Annotated in this window: 14 protein-coding genes; 11 read left to right on the forward strand and 3 right to left on the reverse strand. The window is 68.1% G+C overall.

Features of this window, described 5'->3' with window-relative positions:
- From ACN22W_RS17095 to hslU, 7 genes are all read left to right on the forward strand, one after another.
- A complete protein-coding gene (locus tag ACN22W_RS17095) occupies positions 1-726 on the forward strand; it encodes a DUF484 family protein (RefSeq protein ID WP_129513226.1) in 726 nt (241 codons plus the stop codon).
- Positions 727-739: 13 nt separating this feature from the next.
- Complete coding sequence (gene xerC, locus ACN22W_RS17100) at positions 740-1,660, forward strand: tyrosine recombinase XerC (RefSeq protein ID WP_193099380.1); 921 nt, start codon at positions 740-742, stop codon at positions 1,658-1,660.
- 76 nt (positions 1,661-1,736) lie between these two features.
- The gene (locus tag ACN22W_RS17105) at positions 1,737-2,951 is read left to right on the forward strand and encodes a class I SAM-dependent rRNA methyltransferase (protein WP_419685480.1); all 1,215 of its coding nucleotides are present in this window, start codon (positions 1,737-1,739) and stop codon (positions 2,949-2,951) included.
- A gap of 193 nt (positions 2,952-3,144) precedes the next feature.
- Complete coding sequence (locus ACN22W_RS17110) at positions 3,145-4,227, forward strand: CobW family GTP-binding protein (RefSeq protein ID WP_419685481.1); 1,083 nt, start codon at positions 3,145-3,147, stop codon at positions 4,225-4,227.
- A 494-nt stretch (positions 4,228-4,721) separates the two neighbouring features.
- Positions 4,722-5,138, forward strand: coding sequence for an RNA polymerase-binding protein DksA (dksA, locus tag ACN22W_RS17115; RefSeq protein WP_006477498.1), 417 nt, complete (start codon positions 4,722-4,724; stop codon positions 5,136-5,138).
- A 254-nt stretch (positions 5,139-5,392) separates the two neighbouring features.
- Complete coding sequence (hslV, locus tag ACN22W_RS17120; protein ID WP_006477497.1) at positions 5,393-5,929, forward strand: ATP-dependent protease subunit HslV; 537 nt, start codon at positions 5,393-5,395, stop codon at positions 5,927-5,929.
- Between the two features lie 10 nt (positions 5,930-5,939).
- Positions 5,940-7,283, forward strand: coding sequence for an ATP-dependent protease ATPase subunit HslU (hslU, locus tag ACN22W_RS17125; protein WP_048244649.1), 1,344 nt, complete (start codon positions 5,940-5,942; stop codon positions 7,281-7,283).
- A gap of 120 nt (positions 7,284-7,403) precedes the next feature.
- Here the strand turns inward: hslU and ACN22W_RS17130 are convergent, their stop codons facing one another.
- The 3 genes from ACN22W_RS17130 to ACN22W_RS17140 all read right to left on the reverse strand — a co-directional run bounded on the left by ACN22W_RS17130 (position 7,404) and on the right by ACN22W_RS17140 (position 9,697).
- Complete coding sequence (locus tag ACN22W_RS17130; RefSeq protein WP_021156278.1) at positions 7,404-7,946, reverse strand: response regulator transcription factor; 543 nt, start codon at positions 7,944-7,946, stop codon at positions 7,404-7,406.
- A 13-nt stretch (positions 7,947-7,959) separates the two neighbouring features.
- The gene (locus ACN22W_RS17135; RefSeq protein WP_129513231.1) at positions 7,960-9,378 is read right to left on the reverse strand and encodes an ATP-binding protein; all 1,419 of its coding nucleotides are present in this window, start codon (positions 9,376-9,378) and stop codon (positions 7,960-7,962) included.
- Positions 9,379-9,469: 91 nt separating this feature from the next.
- Positions 9,470-9,697, reverse strand: coding sequence for a cysteine-rich CWC family protein (locus ACN22W_RS17140; protein ID WP_129513232.1), 228 nt, complete (start codon positions 9,695-9,697; stop codon positions 9,470-9,472).
- A gap of 284 nt (positions 9,698-9,981) precedes the next feature.
- Here ACN22W_RS17140 and argB point away from each other — a divergent pair, with 284 nt between their 5' ends.
- The 4 genes from argB (at position 9,982) to ACN22W_RS17160 (ending at position 15,452) form a co-directional block, all read left to right on the forward strand.
- Positions 9,982-10,881 carry an acetylglutamate kinase gene (argB, locus tag ACN22W_RS17145; protein WP_006754950.1) on the forward strand — a complete coding sequence of 300 codons (900 nt, stop codon included), beginning with the start codon at positions 9,982-9,984 and terminating at the stop codon, positions 10,879-10,881.
- Complete coding sequence (locus tag ACN22W_RS17150; RefSeq protein ID WP_419685482.1) at positions 10,878-11,669, forward strand: pyrimidine 5'-nucleotidase; 792 nt, start codon at positions 10,878-10,880, stop codon at positions 11,667-11,669. Before argB ends, ACN22W_RS17150 begins: the two co-directional genes overlap by 4 nt.
- On the forward strand, positions 11,636-12,304 hold the full coding sequence (gene slmA / locus ACN22W_RS17155) for a nucleoid occlusion factor SlmA (protein ID WP_048244654.1): 669 nt from the start codon (positions 11,636-11,638) through the stop codon (positions 12,302-12,304). The genes ACN22W_RS17150 and slmA overlap by 34 nt, the downstream gene beginning before the upstream one ends.
- Before the next feature lie 184 nt (positions 12,305-12,488).
- Positions 12,489-15,452 carry an autotransporter outer membrane beta-barrel domain-containing protein gene (locus ACN22W_RS17160; RefSeq protein ID WP_419685483.1) on the forward strand — a complete coding sequence of 988 codons (2,964 nt, stop codon included), beginning with the start codon at positions 12,489-12,491 and terminating at the stop codon, positions 15,450-15,452.
- Positions 15,453-15,681: the final 229 nt, after the last annotated feature.

Consider the following 15,681-nt stretch of genomic DNA (forward strand, 5'->3'; position numbering starts at 1 on the left):
ATGAACGATCGCGAAGTCGCCGACTACCTGCTCGCCAATCCCGAATTCTTCGCGCAGCACGCCGAACTGCTCGCGACGATCCGTCTCGCGAACCCGCACGGCAAGGCCGCGATCTCGCTGCAGGAGCGGCAGATGGAGATGCTGCGCGACAAGAACAAGCATCTCGAGCGCCGGCTCGCCGAGCTCGTGCGCTACGGCCACGAGAACGACAGCCTGTCCGCGAAGTTCAGCCGCTGGACCGCGCGCGTGATCGCGGAACGCGATCCGTACGCGCTGCCGCGCACGATCGCCGACGGCATCGCCGACGTGTTCGACGTGCCGCAGACGGCACTGCGCGTGTGGGACGTCGCCGACACCTACGCGCAGGCCGACTTCGCGCGCCAGGTCGGCGAGGAAGTGCGCCTCTTCACGAACGGCCTGTCGACGCCGTACTGCGGCGCGAACACGGGCTTCGAGGCCGCGCAGTGGCTCGCGCCCGCGGTGGCCGCGTCGGCCGCGCATGCGGCGGAAGGCGCTGAAGCCGCGCCGGCCGGCGACGGCTCGGCCGCATCGGTCGCGCTGCTCGCGCTGCGCGCGCCGCTCGCCGGCACCGATGCGCCCGCGTTCGGCCTGCTCGTGCTCGGCTCGCCCGATCCGCGCCGCTTCCACGACGGGATGGCCACCGACTTCCTCGCGCAGATCTCGACGCTCGCCAGCGCCGCGCTCACGCGCCTGCTGCCGCACTGATCCGCCGCACGCGATGACAGACGATCCGGTCGCCGCCTACCTGTCGAACCTGAAGCACGTCAGGCAGCTGTCGGAACACACGCTGCGCGCGTACACGCACGAACTCGACGAACTGAAGAAGCTCGCGGCCGGCCGGCCGCTCGAAGCGCTGACGGCCGCCGACATGCGCGGCGCGGTCGCACGCGCACATTCGGGCGGGCTGTCCGCGCGGTCGATCTCGCATCGGCTATCTGCGTGGCGCGCGTTCTACCGGTGGCTCGCGCAGCGCATCGAGATGCCCGCGAACCCGGTTGCCGCGGTGCGCGCGCCGAAACGGCCGAAAACCCTGCCGAAGGCGCTGTCGGTCGACGACGCATCGGCATTGATGGACGCGCCGGTCCCCGGCACGACCGAAGGCATCCGCGACCACGCGATCCTCGAGCTGTTCTATTCGTCGGGGCTGCGCCTGGCCGAGCTGATCGGGCTCGATGCCGTGTACACGCAGGCCGACGGCTACCGCTCGGCCGGCTGGCTCGATCTCGCCGAAGCCGAAGTCACCGTGCTCGGCAAGGGCAACAAGGAGCGCAAGGTGCCGGTCGGCCGCAAGGCGATCGATGCGCTGAACGCGTGGCTCGCGGTGCGCGGCGAATTCGTGAAGCACGACCCGCATCCGCTGTTCCTGTCCGTGCGCGGCAACCGGATGGCGCCCGGTGTCGTGCGCGAGCGCGTGAAGCGCGCGGCGCTCGCCGCGGGCATCCCCGCCAACGTCCATCCGCACGTGCTGCGCCACTCGTTCGCGACGCACGTGCTGCAGTCGAGCGGCGACCTGCGTGCGGTGCAGGAACTGCTCGGCCACGCGAGCGTCGCCGCGACGCAGGTCTATACGTCGCTCGACTTCCAGCATCTCGCCAAGATTTACGACAGCGCGCATCCGCGCGCGAAGAAGCGCGACTGACGCGTTTCCCGTGTTACCCGCCGTGCGCGGCGACCGACAGCGGTCGGCTTCGCGCGCGGCCCACCTCGATCTCATCATGCAAACCGTCACACTCAAGCCGTCCAAGGAAAAGTCGCTGCTGCGCCGCCATCCGTGGGTCTACGCCAATGCGATCGACCACGTCGACGGCAAGCCCGCGCCCGGCACGACCGTGATCGTGCGCGCGCACGACGGCCGCTTCCTCGCGCGCGGCGCGTACAGCCCGCAGTCGCAGATCCGCGTGCGCGTATGGAGCTTCGACGAGAACGAGCCGATCGACCACGCGTTCTTCAAGCGCCGCGTGCAGCGCGCGGTCGCGCACCGCACGACGATGGTGTCGGGCACCGGCGCGGTACGGCTCGTATTCGGCGAGGCCGACGGGCTGCCGGGGCTGATCGTCGACTACTACGTCGCGGACACCGCTGAAGCCGACGCGGCGCCGCGCGGCCAGCTCGTCTGCCAGTTCATGGCCGCGGGCGTCGAAGCGTGGAAGGACGCGATCGTCGCGGCGCTGGCCGGTGCGACGGGGTGCCCGAACGTGTACGAGCGCTCGGACGTGTCGATCCGCGACAAGGAGGGGCTCGAACAGACGACCGGCGTGCTGGCGGGCGATGCGCCACCCGCAACGCTGATCGCGAACGAAAACGGGGTGCGCTATCACGTCGACGTGCCGAACGGCCACAAGACCGGCTTCTACGTCGACCAGCGCGACAACCGCGCGCTCGTCGCGCAGTACGCGGCCGATCGCGACGTGCTGAACTGCTTCTGCTACACGGGCGGCTTCTCGCTCGCGGCGCTCAAGGGCGGCGCGAAACGCGTGGTGTCGATCGACTCGTCCGGCGATGCGCTTGCGCTCGCGCAGCAGAACGTCGTGGCCAACGGCTTCGACGCCGAACGCGCGACCTGGCTCGACGCGGACGCGTTCAAGACGCTGCGCCGCCTCGTCGACGAAGGCGAGCGTTTCGACCTGATCGTGCTCGACCCGCCGAAGTTCGCGCCGACCCGCGACAGCGTCGATCGCGCGGCGCGCGCCTACAAGGACATCAACCTGAGCGGCTTCAAGCTGCTGCGTCCGGGCGGCCTGCTGTTCACGTACTCGTGCTCGGGCGCGATCGACATGGATCTGTTCCAGAAGATCGTCGCGGGCGCGGCAGCCGACGCGAAGGTCGACGCGCGCATCCTGAAGCGGCTCGGCGCGGGCGTCGATCACCCGCTGCTCGCCGCATTCCCGGAAGGCGAATATCTGAAGGGCCTGCTGTTGCAAATCGTCTGATCGCCCCGATCTTGGCGGACACCATCGTCCGCCGGCCCTGCCTGGCGGGCCAGCGCTTTCGCCTGTCGTCCGGACGACGGGCGAGGGCTTGACAGGTATGTTTCAATGAATGGTTGTGCGCCCCGGCTCGCAGCGCGAGGGCGCGACGCACATTCTGGTTTTGACCCCGATTCACGAACCACAGGCGACCGACATGGCCACTCCCGTCACCATCCTTACCGGCTTTCTCGGCAGCGGCAAGACGACGCTGCTCAAGCGCATCCTGAACGAACAGCACGGCATGAAGATCGCCGTGATCGAGAACGAGTTCGGCGAAGAGAACATCGACAACGAAATCCTCGTGCAGGATTCGAACGAGCAGATCATCCAGATGAGCAACGGCTGCATCTGCTGCACGATCCGCGGCGACCTCGCACGCGCGCTCGGCGATCTCGCCGCGAAGAAGCGCGAAGGCAAGCTCGACTTCGACCGCATCGTGATCGAGACGACCGGCCTCGCGAACCCGGGCCCGGTCGCGCAAACCTTCTTCATCGACAGCGAAATCGCCGACGACTTCCTGCTCGACGCGGTCATCACGCTCGTCGACGCGAAGCACGCGAACGCGCAGCTCGACGAACACGAAGTCGTGCAGCGCCAGGTCGGGTTCGCCGACCGCCTGTTCGTCACGAAGTCGGACCTCGTCGACGACCAGACCGTCGCCGGCCTCAAGCACCGCCTGATGCACATGAACCCGAAGGCGGCGATCAAGGTCGTGAATTTCGGTGAGGCGGACATCAAGGAAATCTTCGACCTGCGCGGCTTCAACCTGAACGCGAAGCTCGAGATCGACCCGGACTTCCTCGCCGAAGACGATCACGCGCATGACCACCACGATCACGACCATGGCCACGATCACGCCGATTGCGACCACGATCACGGCCAATGCGCGCACGATCACGGCCACGGCCACCACCATCACCACCACCACGCGCACCACGACGACAAGATCAAGTCGTTCGTGTACCGCAACGACCGCCCGTTCGACCCGAACAAGCTGGAAGACTTCCTCGGCGGCATCCTGCAGATCTACGGCGAGCGGATGCTGCGCTACAAGGGCGTGCTGTTCATGAAGGGCGTCGACCGCAAGGTCGTGTTCCAGGGCGTGCACCAGATGATGGGCAGCGACCTCGCCGCGAAGTGGCTGCCGGCCGAGAAGAAGACCAACAAGATGGTGTTCATCGGTGTCGACCTGCCGCAGGACCTGATCACCGACGGCCTCGACGCCTGCCTCGCCTGACGCACGCGGGCGCCGCCGCGCACCCCGCCGCCCGGCCGCTTCCGCGGGCCGCCGCGGCGGTCGCGCGGCGCCCTTTCCGGGCAGGGTTTCGCCGTCATCGCTTTTTCGCGATTTGCGCGTTATATTTTCTAGATATTGGCGCAGCCGACGGGGATCGACCCGATACGGCGCCCGCTTGCGATTCAGTTACAATACGTGCCCGCTGGAGTACGGCAACAAACAGGCCCGGTTCTTGCTGAACCAGTATCCGGGCATCGCAACCGCGCCGGATCGCCCATCCGCCACCCGGCCGCGGCCGATGCGATCTGCCGCGCAGCACACCGGTTCGCCGCGCGCAAATCCGCGCCAGGCCTGTCCTGGTATTTGAGAACCGGTTTTTCCAGAGGCTTTCGGCCCCGCGGCGGCAAATCGCAAATGATTGCAAGCGCGGTTGCGGGTAATCCCAAAGTGCAGGCAATATCTCTTGATTTGCCGCACATTGAAGAAGCAAGCAGATGACGAAGAAACTCTTGACCGAAGCCGAAATCCTGAAGATGAGCGACAAGGATTACATGAATGAGGATCAGCTCGCCTTCTTCAAAAATCGGCTCGAACAGTTGCAGGCGGACATCCTCAAGAATGCAGGCCAGACGACCGAGAACCTCCGCGAGACGGTGATCGTGCCCGATCCCGCCGATCGCGCGACGATCGAGGAAGAGCACGCGCTCGAGTTGCGCACGCGCGATCGCGAACGCAAGCTCCTCAAGAAGGTTCAGCAGTCGCTCGCCCGCATCGATTCCGGCGATTACGGCTGGTGCGAGGAAACCGGCGAGCCGATCGGCATCCCGCGACTGCTCGCGCGCCCGACGGCCACGCTGTCGCTCGAGGCGCAAGAGCGCCGCGAGCTGCGCCAGAAGCTGTTCGGCGACTGATCGAGCGGCGTTCCGCTCCGACACGCTGCTTCCCGAAAGCGCGCGGCCTGCCGCGCGCTTTTTGTTTTTCCGGCACCGGTTCCCGCTCGTAACGGGCTGACTCCAGCCCGCCGATTTGCCTCCCGCCTCTTGATATCCCGGCGCCCGCCCTAAAATGAAACGGACGCGCGCCGGGCCGCTCCCCGGCGCACTGCGATTCACGCGGCGGCGCCTCGCGCCGCCCGAATCTTCCCCGTTTTTCTCAAGGAACGCAGATGGAGCAATTTCACGGCACGACCATCGTTTCGGTCCGGCGCGGCGACAAGGTCGCGCTCGGCGGCGACGGCCAGGTAACCCTCGGCAACATCGTCATGAAGGGTGGCGCGCGGAAAGTGCGGCGGATCTACAACAACCAGGTACTGGTCGGATTCGCGGGCGGCACCGCCGATGCGTTCTCGCTGCTCGACCGCTTCGAGGCGAAGCTCGAGAAGCACCAGGGCAACCTGACCCGTGCGGCCGTCGAGCTCGCGAAGGACTGGCGCACCGACCGGATGCTGCGGCGCCTCGAGGCGATGCTGATCACGGCCGATGCGACCACCACGCTCGTGATCACCGGCAACGGCGACGTGCTCGACCCGGAAGGCGGCATCTGCGCGATCGGCTCGGGCGGCGCGTACGCACAGGCCGCGGCCCGCGCACTCGTCGAGAACACCGAGCTGTCGCCGCGCGAGATCGTCGAGAAGTCGCTCGGGATCGCGGGCGACATGTGTATCTACACGAACCACAACCGCATCATCGAAACGATCGAGTAAGGACCGCACCATGAGCACCATGACCCCTGCCGAGATCGTCTCGGAACTCGACAAGCACATCATCGGCCAGAACAAGGCGAAGAAGGCCGTCGCGGTCGCGCTGCGCAACCGCTGGCGCCGCCAGCAGGTCGCCGACCCGCTGCGCACGGAAATCACGCCGAAGAACATCCTGATGATCGGGCCGACGGGCGTCGGCAAGACCGAAATCGCGCGCCGCCTCGCGAAGCTCGCCGATGCGCCGTTCATCAAGATCGAAGCGACCAAGTTCACCGAAGTCGGCTACGTCGGCCGCGACGTCGACAGCATCGTGCGCGACCTCATGGAGACCTCGGTCAAGCAGACGCGCGAAACCGAAATGCGCAAGGTGCGCAGCAAGGCAACCGACCAGGCCGAAGACCGCATTCTCGACATCCTGCTGCCGCAACCGCGCGCGGTGGGCTTCGGCGGCAATGCCGAGCACGCGAACGACGACAACAACGCGACGCGCCAGACGTTCCGCAAGCGCCTGCGCGAAGGCCAGCTCGATGACAAGGAAGTCGAGCTCGACCTCGAGCAGCCGTCGGCCGGCATGGACATCATGGCGCCGCCCGGGATGGAAGAGATGACCGAGCAGATCCGCTCGATGTTCTCGAACCTCGGCAGCGGCAAGAAGCAGCGCCGCAAGGTGAAGATCAAGGAAGCGCTGAAGCTGCTGACCGACGAGGAAGCAGCGAAGATGCTGAACGAAGAGGAAGTGAAGACGAAGGCCGTGCAGAACGTCGAGCAGAACGGCATCGTGTTCCTCGACGAGATCGACAAGATCACGTCGCGCAACAACGAAGGCAGCGGCGGCGAAGTGTCGCGCCAGGGCGTGCAGCGCGACCTGCTGCCGCTCGTCGAAGGCACGACGATCAACACGAAGTACGGGATGGTGAAGACGGATCACATCCTGTTCATCGCGAGCGGCGCGTTCCACCTCGCGAAGCCGAGCGACCTGATTCCGGAGCTGCAGGGCCGCTTCCCGATCCGCGTCGAGCTCGACTCGCTGTCGGTGGAAGACTTCGAGGCGATCCTCGACGCGACCGACGCGAGTCTCGTCAAGCAGTACCAGGCGCTGCTCGCGACCGAGGACGTGCAGCTCGACTTCGCCGACGACGGCATCCGCCGCCTCGCGGAGATCGCGTATGCGGTCAACGAGAAAACCGAGAACATCGGCGCGCGCCGGCTGTACACGGTGATCGAGAAACTGCTCGAGGAAGTGTCGTTCTCGGCGGGCAACCACGCCGGCGAGCGCGTGACGATCGACGCGAAGTATGTCGACCGGGCGCTCGGCGAAGTGTCGCAGGACGAGGATCTGTCGCGCTACGTGCTGTAACGCGCGCGGTATCCGATGAAAAACGGGCGGCCCCTTTGCGGGGTCGCCCGTTTTTCGTTGGTGCGGCGTACGTCGTACGGAATCGACGCTCGCCGCGACGACCGCGACGCGTCGCCCCGCTTACTGCCGCACCGGCTTCTTCGCGAGCTTGCGCTGCAGCGTGCGGCGGTGCATGTTCAGCGCGCGCGCGGTCGCCGAGATGTTGTTGTTGTTCTCGGCCAGCACGCGCTGGATGTGCTCCCATTCGAGCCGGTCGACCGACAGCACGACCGGATTCTCGAGCGCCTCGTCGGCCTGCACTTCGGTCGCGTTGGTCTGCAGCGCGGCCAGGATCGACTCGACGTTCGCGGGCTTCGCGAGATAGTTGTCGGCGCCTTCCTTCACCGCCTGCACGGCCGTCGCGATGCTCGCGTAACCGGTCAGCACCAGAATCCGCGCATCGGGCTGCAGGTCGCACAGCGGCGCGATCAGGCTCAGGCCCGAATCCTCGCCGAGATGCAGGTCGACGGTGATGAACTGGAACTTGCCGCCCGCGGCGAGCCGCAGCGCCGCCTCCTTGTCGTGCGCCTGCTGGACCGCATAACCGCGGCGCTCGAGGCCGCGCGCGAGCGTGCCCGCGAACACCTCGTTGTCGTCGATCACCAGGAAATTGTTCTCGCTCATGTGGTTTCTCCGTCTACGTGTTGGTTGAGGCGGCCGGCGCCGCGACGCGCACGACCGGCAGGCGCAGCACGGCCCGCGTGCCGCGCCCGGCGGTTGCGCCGGCCGGGCGGCCATCCGGCGTGCCGGCCGTTCGTTCGGCCACGCGTTCGCCCGCGCGATGACCCGATGCAGCAGCGGCGTGACCATTCGCCGCACCGCCGGCCCGCCCGTTGCCGCCCGCCGCGCGCGGCGTGACATCGGACAGTTCGATTTCGCCGCCGAGCCGCGCGGCCGCACTGAACGCGAGATACAGGCCGACCCCGTGCCCGCCCTGCGTGCTGTCGACCGGCATCGCGCCGAGCGATTCGCGCAGCGCGGCCGGAATGCCGGGCCCGTCGTCGCATACCTCGAATTCGATCTCGTCGGCCGCGCGGTCGTGCGCGACCTTCGCGGCCAGCGTCACGCGCTGCGGGCTCGCCCGCGCGGCGTTGTCCAGCAGGATCGTCAGGATCTGGCCGGCCGCGACCGTGTCGTCGAGCGCGACGCCCGCCGGACGCGCGCCGAGCAGCTCGAACTGCACATGCGGATGCCGCAGGCGCCAGTGCTCGACGAACGTGTCGAGCCAGTCGTCCACCGGCTGGCGGCTCGCCGGCGCGCTCGCGCGGCTGCGCAGGCGCGCGAGCGCCGACGTGCAGAGCGTCATCTGTTCCTCGAGCACCTTCAGGTCGGCCTCGTAGCGAGCGAGCCCCGGATCGGCGCGCGCCGCGTCGCGCAGTTCCTCGGCGAGCATCGCGATCGTCGACAGCGGCGTGCCCATCTCGTGCGCGACGGTGGCGGCCTGCACGCCGAGCGCAACCGCCCGCTCGTCGCGCAGCAGGTGCTGCTGCGCTTCGCCGAGCGCCGAATCGCGCTGGCGCAGCGCCTTCGACATGCGCGCGACGAACCACGCGATCAACCCGACGCTGACCATGAAGTTCGCCCACATCCCGGTGCGGTAGTAGTCGAACAGGTTCGCGGGATTGTCCATGTTGAGCGGCACCGAATCGAAGCCGAGCGCCGCGTAGCACGCGACCGCGAACGCCGCGAGCCAGATCATCAGGTGCCACGGCAGCACGGCCGCCGCGATCGCGAGCGACGGCAGGTACAGCGACACGAACGGGTTGGTCGTGCCGCCCGACAGGAACAGCAGCGCGGACAGCGCACCGAGGTCGACCCACAGCTGGCCGAGCAGCTCGAAATTGGTCTCGGGCCGCGCGCGCAGCACGCGCACCCAGGTCAGCGCGTTGAAAACGATTTCGAGCGCGATGACCATCAGCATCGCCGGCAACGGCAGATGCACGCCAAAATAGGTCTGCACGACGCCGATCGTCACGAGCTGGCCGATGATCGCGAGATTGCGAAGCCAGAACAGGTGACTGAGGTTGACGCGCCCGGTGGTGGTGATTCGTTGCATCCGGGCAGTTTACCCGTTTAGCGGGCGGCGCCCCTAGCGGGGCCGGATCGGAACCGGCGAACGGCGCGCAGCGCATGCACGGCCCGCGCCGTCAGCCGGCCGCGCCGGTCATGCGCTGCGCGATCTCGTCGGCCAGGCACTCGGGGCACCGGCAGCGCGCGCCGGCCGCAGGCTGGGTGCCGCCACCCGGCAGCGCCGGCATCGACGCGCACCAGCAGTCGAACGGTTGCGTGCGCGCGCCACAGTCGAAGCCGCGCCCGCAGCGCGGGCAGCGCGCGCGGTGCGGGGCGGAACGGGCGGCAGCGGCGGAATCGGTCATGGCGGAATCGCGGAAGCGGGCGTGAAGTCGCCCCACGCGACAAGCATAACGCGGCGCACGGATCTTGCACGTCGGCCGCCCGGCCGAAGTGCGTCGCGAACGAACCGGGCGGCGCGGCCCGCGCACTGCCGCCCGCATCGCGCAGCGCCATAGCCGGCGGGCCGCCGCACAAGGTGTCAGACCCGCGCAGACCGCCTTCCGGCCAGCCCAAAAACCCGATGCTGCGCTGCGCCACTCCTGTACAATTCGCCCTGTTTCAACCGTTCCCAGCCAGAGCTGCCGCCATGTCCGAGCCCATCGACCTCTCGCAGATCGCCCCTACTCTGAAAGCAGAAATCCTCGCCGAAGCGCTGCCGTACATCCGCCGCTACCACGGCAAGACCGTGGTCATCAAATACGGCGGCAATGCGATGACGGAAGAACGGCTCAAGCAGGGCTTCGCGCGCGACGTGATCCTGCTGAAACTGGTCGGCATCAATCCGGTGATCGTCCACGGCGGCGGCCCGCAGATCGACCAGGCGCTGAAGAAGATCGGCAAGGCCGGCACCTTCATCCAGGGCATGCGCGTGACCGACGAAGAGACGATGGAAGTCGTCGAATGGGTGCTGGGCGGCGAAGTGCAGCAGGACATCGTGACGCTGATCAACCACTTCGGCGGCCATGCGGTGGGCCTGACGGGCAAGGACGGCGGCCTGATCCACGCGCGCAAGCTGCTGATGCCGGACCGCGACAACCCGGGCCAGTACATCGACATCGGCCAGGTCGGCGAAGTCGAGGCGATCAACCCGGCGGTCGTGAAGGCGCTGCAGGACGACGCGTTCATCCCGGTGATCTCGCCGATCGGCTTCGGCGAAGACGGCCTGTCGTACAACATCAACGCCGACCTCGTCGCGGGCAAGCTCGCCACCGTGCTGAACGCCGAGAAGCTGCTGATGATGACCAACATCCCGGGCGTGATGGACAAGGACGGCAACCTGCTGACCGATCTGTCCGCGCGCGAGATCGACGCGCTGTTCGAGGACGGCACGATCTCGGGCGGCATGCTGCCGAAGATCTCGTCGGCGCTCGACGCCGCGAAGAGCGGCGTGAAGTCGGTGCACATCGTCGACGGCCGGATCGAGCACTCGGTGCTGCTGGAAATCCTGACCGAGCAGCCGTTCGGCACGATGATCCGCTCGCATTGAGCACGCGCCGCAAGATCGTCAGCCCCGACCTGCCGGCCCCGCTGCGGCGCCGGCGCATCTCGCGCAGCCGGCCGCGCGCCGGCGCGCCGGTCTGGCTGTTCGATCTCGACAACACGCTGCATCACGCGTCGCACGCGATCTTTCCCGAGATCAACCGTGCGATGACGCAATACATCATCGACGCGCTCAAGGTCGAGCGCGTCGAAGCCGACCGGCTGCGCACCGGCTACACGCAGCGCTACGGCGCGGCGCTCCTCGGCCTCACGCGCCATCATCCGATCGATCCGCACGACTTCCTGCGCGCGGTCCACACGTTTTCCGACCTGCCCGGGATGCTGCGCGCCGAGCGCGGCCTCGCGCGCATCCTCGCCGCGCTGCCGGGCCGCAAGCTGGTGCTGACCAACGCACCGGAAAACTACGCGCGCGCGGTGCTGCGCGAGCTGCGCATCGAACGGCTGTTCGAGCGCGTGATCGCGATCGAGCACATGCGCGACCGCCGCACCTGGCGCGCGAAGCCCGACCACACGATGCTGCGCCGGACGCTGCGTGCCGCGCATGTGCGGATGGCCGACGCGATCCTCGTCGAGGACACGCGCGGCCACCTGAAGCGCTACAAGCGCCTCGGCATCGGCACGGTCTGGATTACCGGCCATCTTCCCGGCGACCTGCCGGGTACCGGCCGCCCGCTTTATGTCGACCAGCGGATTCGTTCGTTAAAATCGCTGCGACTGGGCACTCGATCGGGGCGACAGAAATGCAGCCGACTCACCCGCAGGACCAAGCCGTAACGGACGATCAGGCATCACCCACCCGCACCCGTACGCGTCCGAAACCGGGCGAGCGTCGCGTGCACATCCTGCAGACGCTCGCGACGATGCTCGAGGCGCCGAAGCGCGAGAAGATCACGACGGCCTCGCTGGCGGCGCGGCTCGACGTGTCGGAAGCCGCGCTGTACCGCCATTTCCCCAGCAAGGCGAAGATGTACGAAGGGCTGATCGAGTTCATCGAGCAGTCGCTGTTCGGCCTCGTCAACCAGATCGTCGAGAAGGAGCCGAACGGCGTGCTGCAGGCCCGCACGATCGCGCTGACGATGCTCAGTTTCGCCGCGAAGAACCCCGGCATGACGCGCGTGCTGACGGGCGAGGCGCTGGTCGGCGAGGACGAGCGGCTCACCGAACGCGTGAACCAGTTGCTCGATCGCATCGAAGCAACCGTCAAGCAGTGCCTGCGGGTCGCGCGCACGGAGGCGAATGCGCCCGACGGCGCGGCGCCGTTCGCGCTGCCGGCCGACTACGACCCGGCCGCACGGGCGAGCCTGCTCGTCAGCTATGTGATCGGCCGGTGGCACCGCTTCGCGAAAGGCGGGTTCCAGAAGCCGCCCGGCGAGCAAGCCGACGCGCATTTGCGGTTGATCCTGCAGTGACCGGCGCCTGACGCGCGCGTCAGGCGCGCTCGCGATGCGGCCGACGCTGCGTCGCAATTCGAACTCGTCCAATATCGCATTCCCTCTGATCGGGTTAATTTTCACCCGTTTGCAATACAACGGGAGTGATCCGGTGAATCGCGAGTTTCCGCATTGTCAGACGTCCTCCGGCCGACAGCGCGCCGTGGCCGCGCCGCGCCGTTCGCTGCCGTCCGCGCCGCGCGCACCGCTGCTCGCGCGGGCCGCGCTGCTTGCAGGCGCGATCATCCCGTGGCCATCATCGGCCCAGATCACCGACGGCGGCGCACAACGCGCGGACGGCGTCACGCTGGAAACCGCTCCCGGCGACTATTCGACGAGCAACTTCGCCAGCCCGGTGTTTTCCGCAGTCAACGGCGGCGTGCTGACCACCACCGGCAAGACGCGGCTGTTCGCGACCGGCACCTATTCGTCGGGGGCTTCCGCTTTCGGCGACGGGTCGCGCATCGTGCTGCGGGACACCGAAATCCGCACCCGCGGGTTCATCGGGACGGGCATCGACGTTCGCGCCGGCAGCAGCGCGACAGCCGAAAACATCTCGATCGACACCGACGGAAGAAGCGCACACGGCGTCTATGTCGACGTCAGCGGCAGCCGCGTCGACGTCACCGGCAGCGCGATCGTCACGCGCGGCCGCGAAGCGCACGGCATCGCGGTGAACAACGCACCCGGTGCGATCGTGAACGCCACCGATACGATCGTCCGCACCAGCGGCGACTTCGCATACGGCACGTTCGTCAGCTACGACGACATCCATGCAACGCTTGCTCGCACCGACATCCGGACGAGCGGGGACTACGCGTCCGGGCTGTTCATGCCCGGCGCGTCCTCGGTCACGTTCAGCGACGCGCGCGTGGCCACCGACGGCGACCAGGCGCTCGGCATCGACACGCGCAGCGGCCGTGTCGAACTCGCGCGCACGCACGTGCACACGCAAGGCATCAACGCGCACGGGCTGTATGCATCGCAGGAAGGTAGCGAGACGCCGGTCGTGCTTGCAACGGACACCGACGTGACGACAGCCGGCGACCGTTCGGTCGGTGCCGTCGCGCGGCTCGGCGGCACGGTCGCCATGACGCGCGGCGGGATCGCGACGGGCGGCGAACGCGCGTATGGGGTGCTCGCCAGCGGCGCCGGCTCCGTCGCGTCGCTCACGGACGCCACGGTGACGACGAGCGGCGTGGACGGCACCGCGCTGCGGGCGAGCGCCGGCGGCACGATCGGCCTGTCACGCACCGACGTGCGCACGACTGGCGACGGCGCGTGGGCCGCCGGCATTCACGGCGGCACGCTGACCGTCGATGGCGGCTCGCTCGTCAGCGAGCGGCACGGCGCGATCGACGTTTCGGACGCACACGTCTCGCTGCAAAACGGCGCGCGCGTCGCCGGCGGCAACGGCACGCTGTTGTTCGTCGACGCACGCTCGGGTGCGCCGGTGCGGCTGACGCTCGATACGGACGCGCAAGCCGCCGGCGACATCGTGAACCGGCCGGCGGACGGCGGCGCGCCGCCGTCGCCCGCCGTGACCGATGTCGTGCTGTCCCATGGCGCCGCGTGGACGGGCGCGACCGATGCGGTACGCGCGCTGTCGCTCGAAACGAACAGCCGGTGGACCGTCACCGCGGATTCGTCGGTCGGCTCTGTCGCACTGAACGGCTCGACCATCGCATTCGCGCCTTCCGATGCGGGCGCGCCGCGCACGCTCGTCGTCTCGGGCGAGTATGCGGCGCGCGGCGGCAGGCTCGTCGTCAACACGACGCTGAACGACGACGCATCGCCGTCCGACCGGATCGTGATCGACGGCGGGCACGCGTCCGGCCATACCGGCATCGTCGTCCGGCGTGCCGGCGGCAACGGCGCGCAGACCACCGTCGGCATCCCGATCGTCAAGACCCGCAACGGCGGCACGACGGACACCACCGCATTCACGCTCGACACCGGATCGGACGGTTATCGCCGCAGCTTCGGCACGGTGTCCGCCGGCGGCTACGACTACATGCTCGCGCGCAGCGGGAACGGCGGAAAGGAACACGACTGGTATCTCGTTTCCGCCGCACAGCCCGAGCCGCCGGTGCCGCCTGGCCCGGTCGATCCCGAGCCGCCTGTCCAACCCGAAATCCAGCCACCGCCGCCTCCGCGCGCCGTCGCACCCGAGCCCGACGCGTATCTGGCCAATGCCAACGCCGCCGCGACGATGGCGATCCACACGCTGCATCAACGGGAAGATCGCACGCTGCGCACCGGCGATACCGCATCACGCCCGCTCGACGGCGCTGTCTGGCTGCGCGCAGAGGGCCAGATCACATCGATATCGGGCGGCAACCGCAGCGTGTCCGGAAACGGCCGCCTGATTCACGCGGGCGCCGACCTGTTCCGTTTCGACGACGGTCGCGGCGGCCACTTCCGGGTCGGCGCGATGGGCATGTACGGCAGCCAGACGAGCTGGTCGACTCGCCCACTGTGGAATGCCATCGAGCAGCGCGTCGCCGATGCCACCGCGCGCGGCAGCGTGTCCGGTTACAACATCGGCCTGTACGGCACCTGGTACGGCAACCGCGACATCCTGACCGGCCCGTACGTCGATGCATGGGCGCTGGTCGGCGCCTATGCGAACAGCGTCGGCGGCAGTCTCGCGGCCGACTCGTACCGATCGCGCACCGTGACGGGTTCGCTGGAAGGCGGTTATTCGTTCCGTTTCTACGAGCGCGGCGACACGCGTTTTCATGTCGAGCCTGAAGCGCAGCTCGTCGTGTCGGACTATCGCGCGGACGCCCATCGCGTTGCGGGCGGCCGTCTCGACGGGCAGGGCTCGACCGACGTGCTGACCCGCGTCGGCGTACGCGTGCATGGCCTGACGATCACGCCGTCCGGACGTGAACTTCGGCCGTTCATCGACGCGAACTGGTGGCATGGCCCCGGGTCGCGGACGCTCACGCTCGACGGCAATGCGTTCTCGTTCGACGTGCCGCGCGATCGCGCGGCATTCCGGATCGGTGCGACCGGGCAGTGGTCGAAACGCTTCGCGGTATCGGCCGGCCTCGGGCTGGAGTCGAACCTGTCCGACTATGCGGTCGTCAAGGGCGAGCTGGCGGCGAAGTACCGGTGGTGACACCATGCGCCGGCGCCGCGCCGCGGCCGCCCCGAAATCCGCTTGCCGCAAATTCCGCTATACTTTGCCGATATGCCACCCCTTGGCGGCATGTCGGAAGCGCGCCGATTTGCTGACTCGATTGCGGGCGCGCGAACCGGCCGGGGCCTCGTCCCGGCGGGTTCACTACAAATGCGGCTAAAGAGGTCGTCAGCCGCGCACCTCCGACTCCGCGCATCGCCGACACCAT

The organism is Burkholderia theae, assembly GCF_048565265.1.
In the GTDB taxonomy this organism is placed as follows: Bacteria; Pseudomonadota; Gammaproteobacteria; order Burkholderiales; family Burkholderiaceae; genus Burkholderia; species Burkholderia theae.

What these genes read in the sequence shown, in the direction of transcription:
- ACN22W_RS17110 (WP_419685481.1), top strand. Translation starts at nt 3,145, where the DNA reads ATGGCCACTCCCGTCACCATCCTTACCGGCTTTCTCGGCAGCGGCAAG.
- slmA (WP_048244654.1), top strand. Translation starts at nt 11,636, where the DNA reads ATGCAGCCGACTCACCCGCAGGACCAAGCCGTAACGGACGATCAGGCA.
- dksA (WP_006477498.1), top strand. Translation starts at nt 4,722, where the DNA reads ATGACGAAGAAACTCTTGACCGAAGCCGAAATCCTGAAGATGAGCGAC.
- hslU (WP_048244649.1), top strand. Translation starts at nt 5,940, where the DNA reads ATGAGCACCATGACCCCTGCCGAGATCGTCTCGGAACTCGACAAGCAC.
- ACN22W_RS17130 (WP_021156278.1), bottom strand. Translation starts at nt 7,946, where the DNA reads ATGAGCGAGAACAATTTCCTGGTGATCGACGACAACGAGGTGTTCGCG.
- ACN22W_RS17095 (WP_129513226.1), top strand. Translation starts at nt 1, where the DNA reads ATGAACGATCGCGAAGTCGCCGACTACCTGCTCGCCAATCCCGAATTC.
- ACN22W_RS17140 (WP_129513232.1), bottom strand. Translation starts at nt 9,697, where the DNA reads ATGACCGATTCCGCCGCTGCCGCCCGTTCCGCCCCGCACCGCGCGCGC.
- xerC (WP_193099380.1), top strand. Translation starts at nt 740, where the DNA reads ATGACAGACGATCCGGTCGCCGCCTACCTGTCGAACCTGAAGCACGTC.
- ACN22W_RS17135 (WP_129513231.1), bottom strand. Translation starts at nt 9,378, where the DNA reads ATGCAACGAATCACCACCACCGGGCGCGTCAACCTCAGTCACCTGTTC.
- ACN22W_RS17105 (WP_419685480.1), top strand. Translation starts at nt 1,737, where the DNA reads ATGCAAACCGTCACACTCAAGCCGTCCAAGGAAAAGTCGCTGCTGCGC.
- hslV (WP_006477497.1), top strand. Translation starts at nt 5,393, where the DNA reads ATGGAGCAATTTCACGGCACGACCATCGTTTCGGTCCGGCGCGGCGAC.
- argB (WP_006754950.1), top strand. Translation starts at nt 9,982, where the DNA reads ATGTCCGAGCCCATCGACCTCTCGCAGATCGCCCCTACTCTGAAAGCA.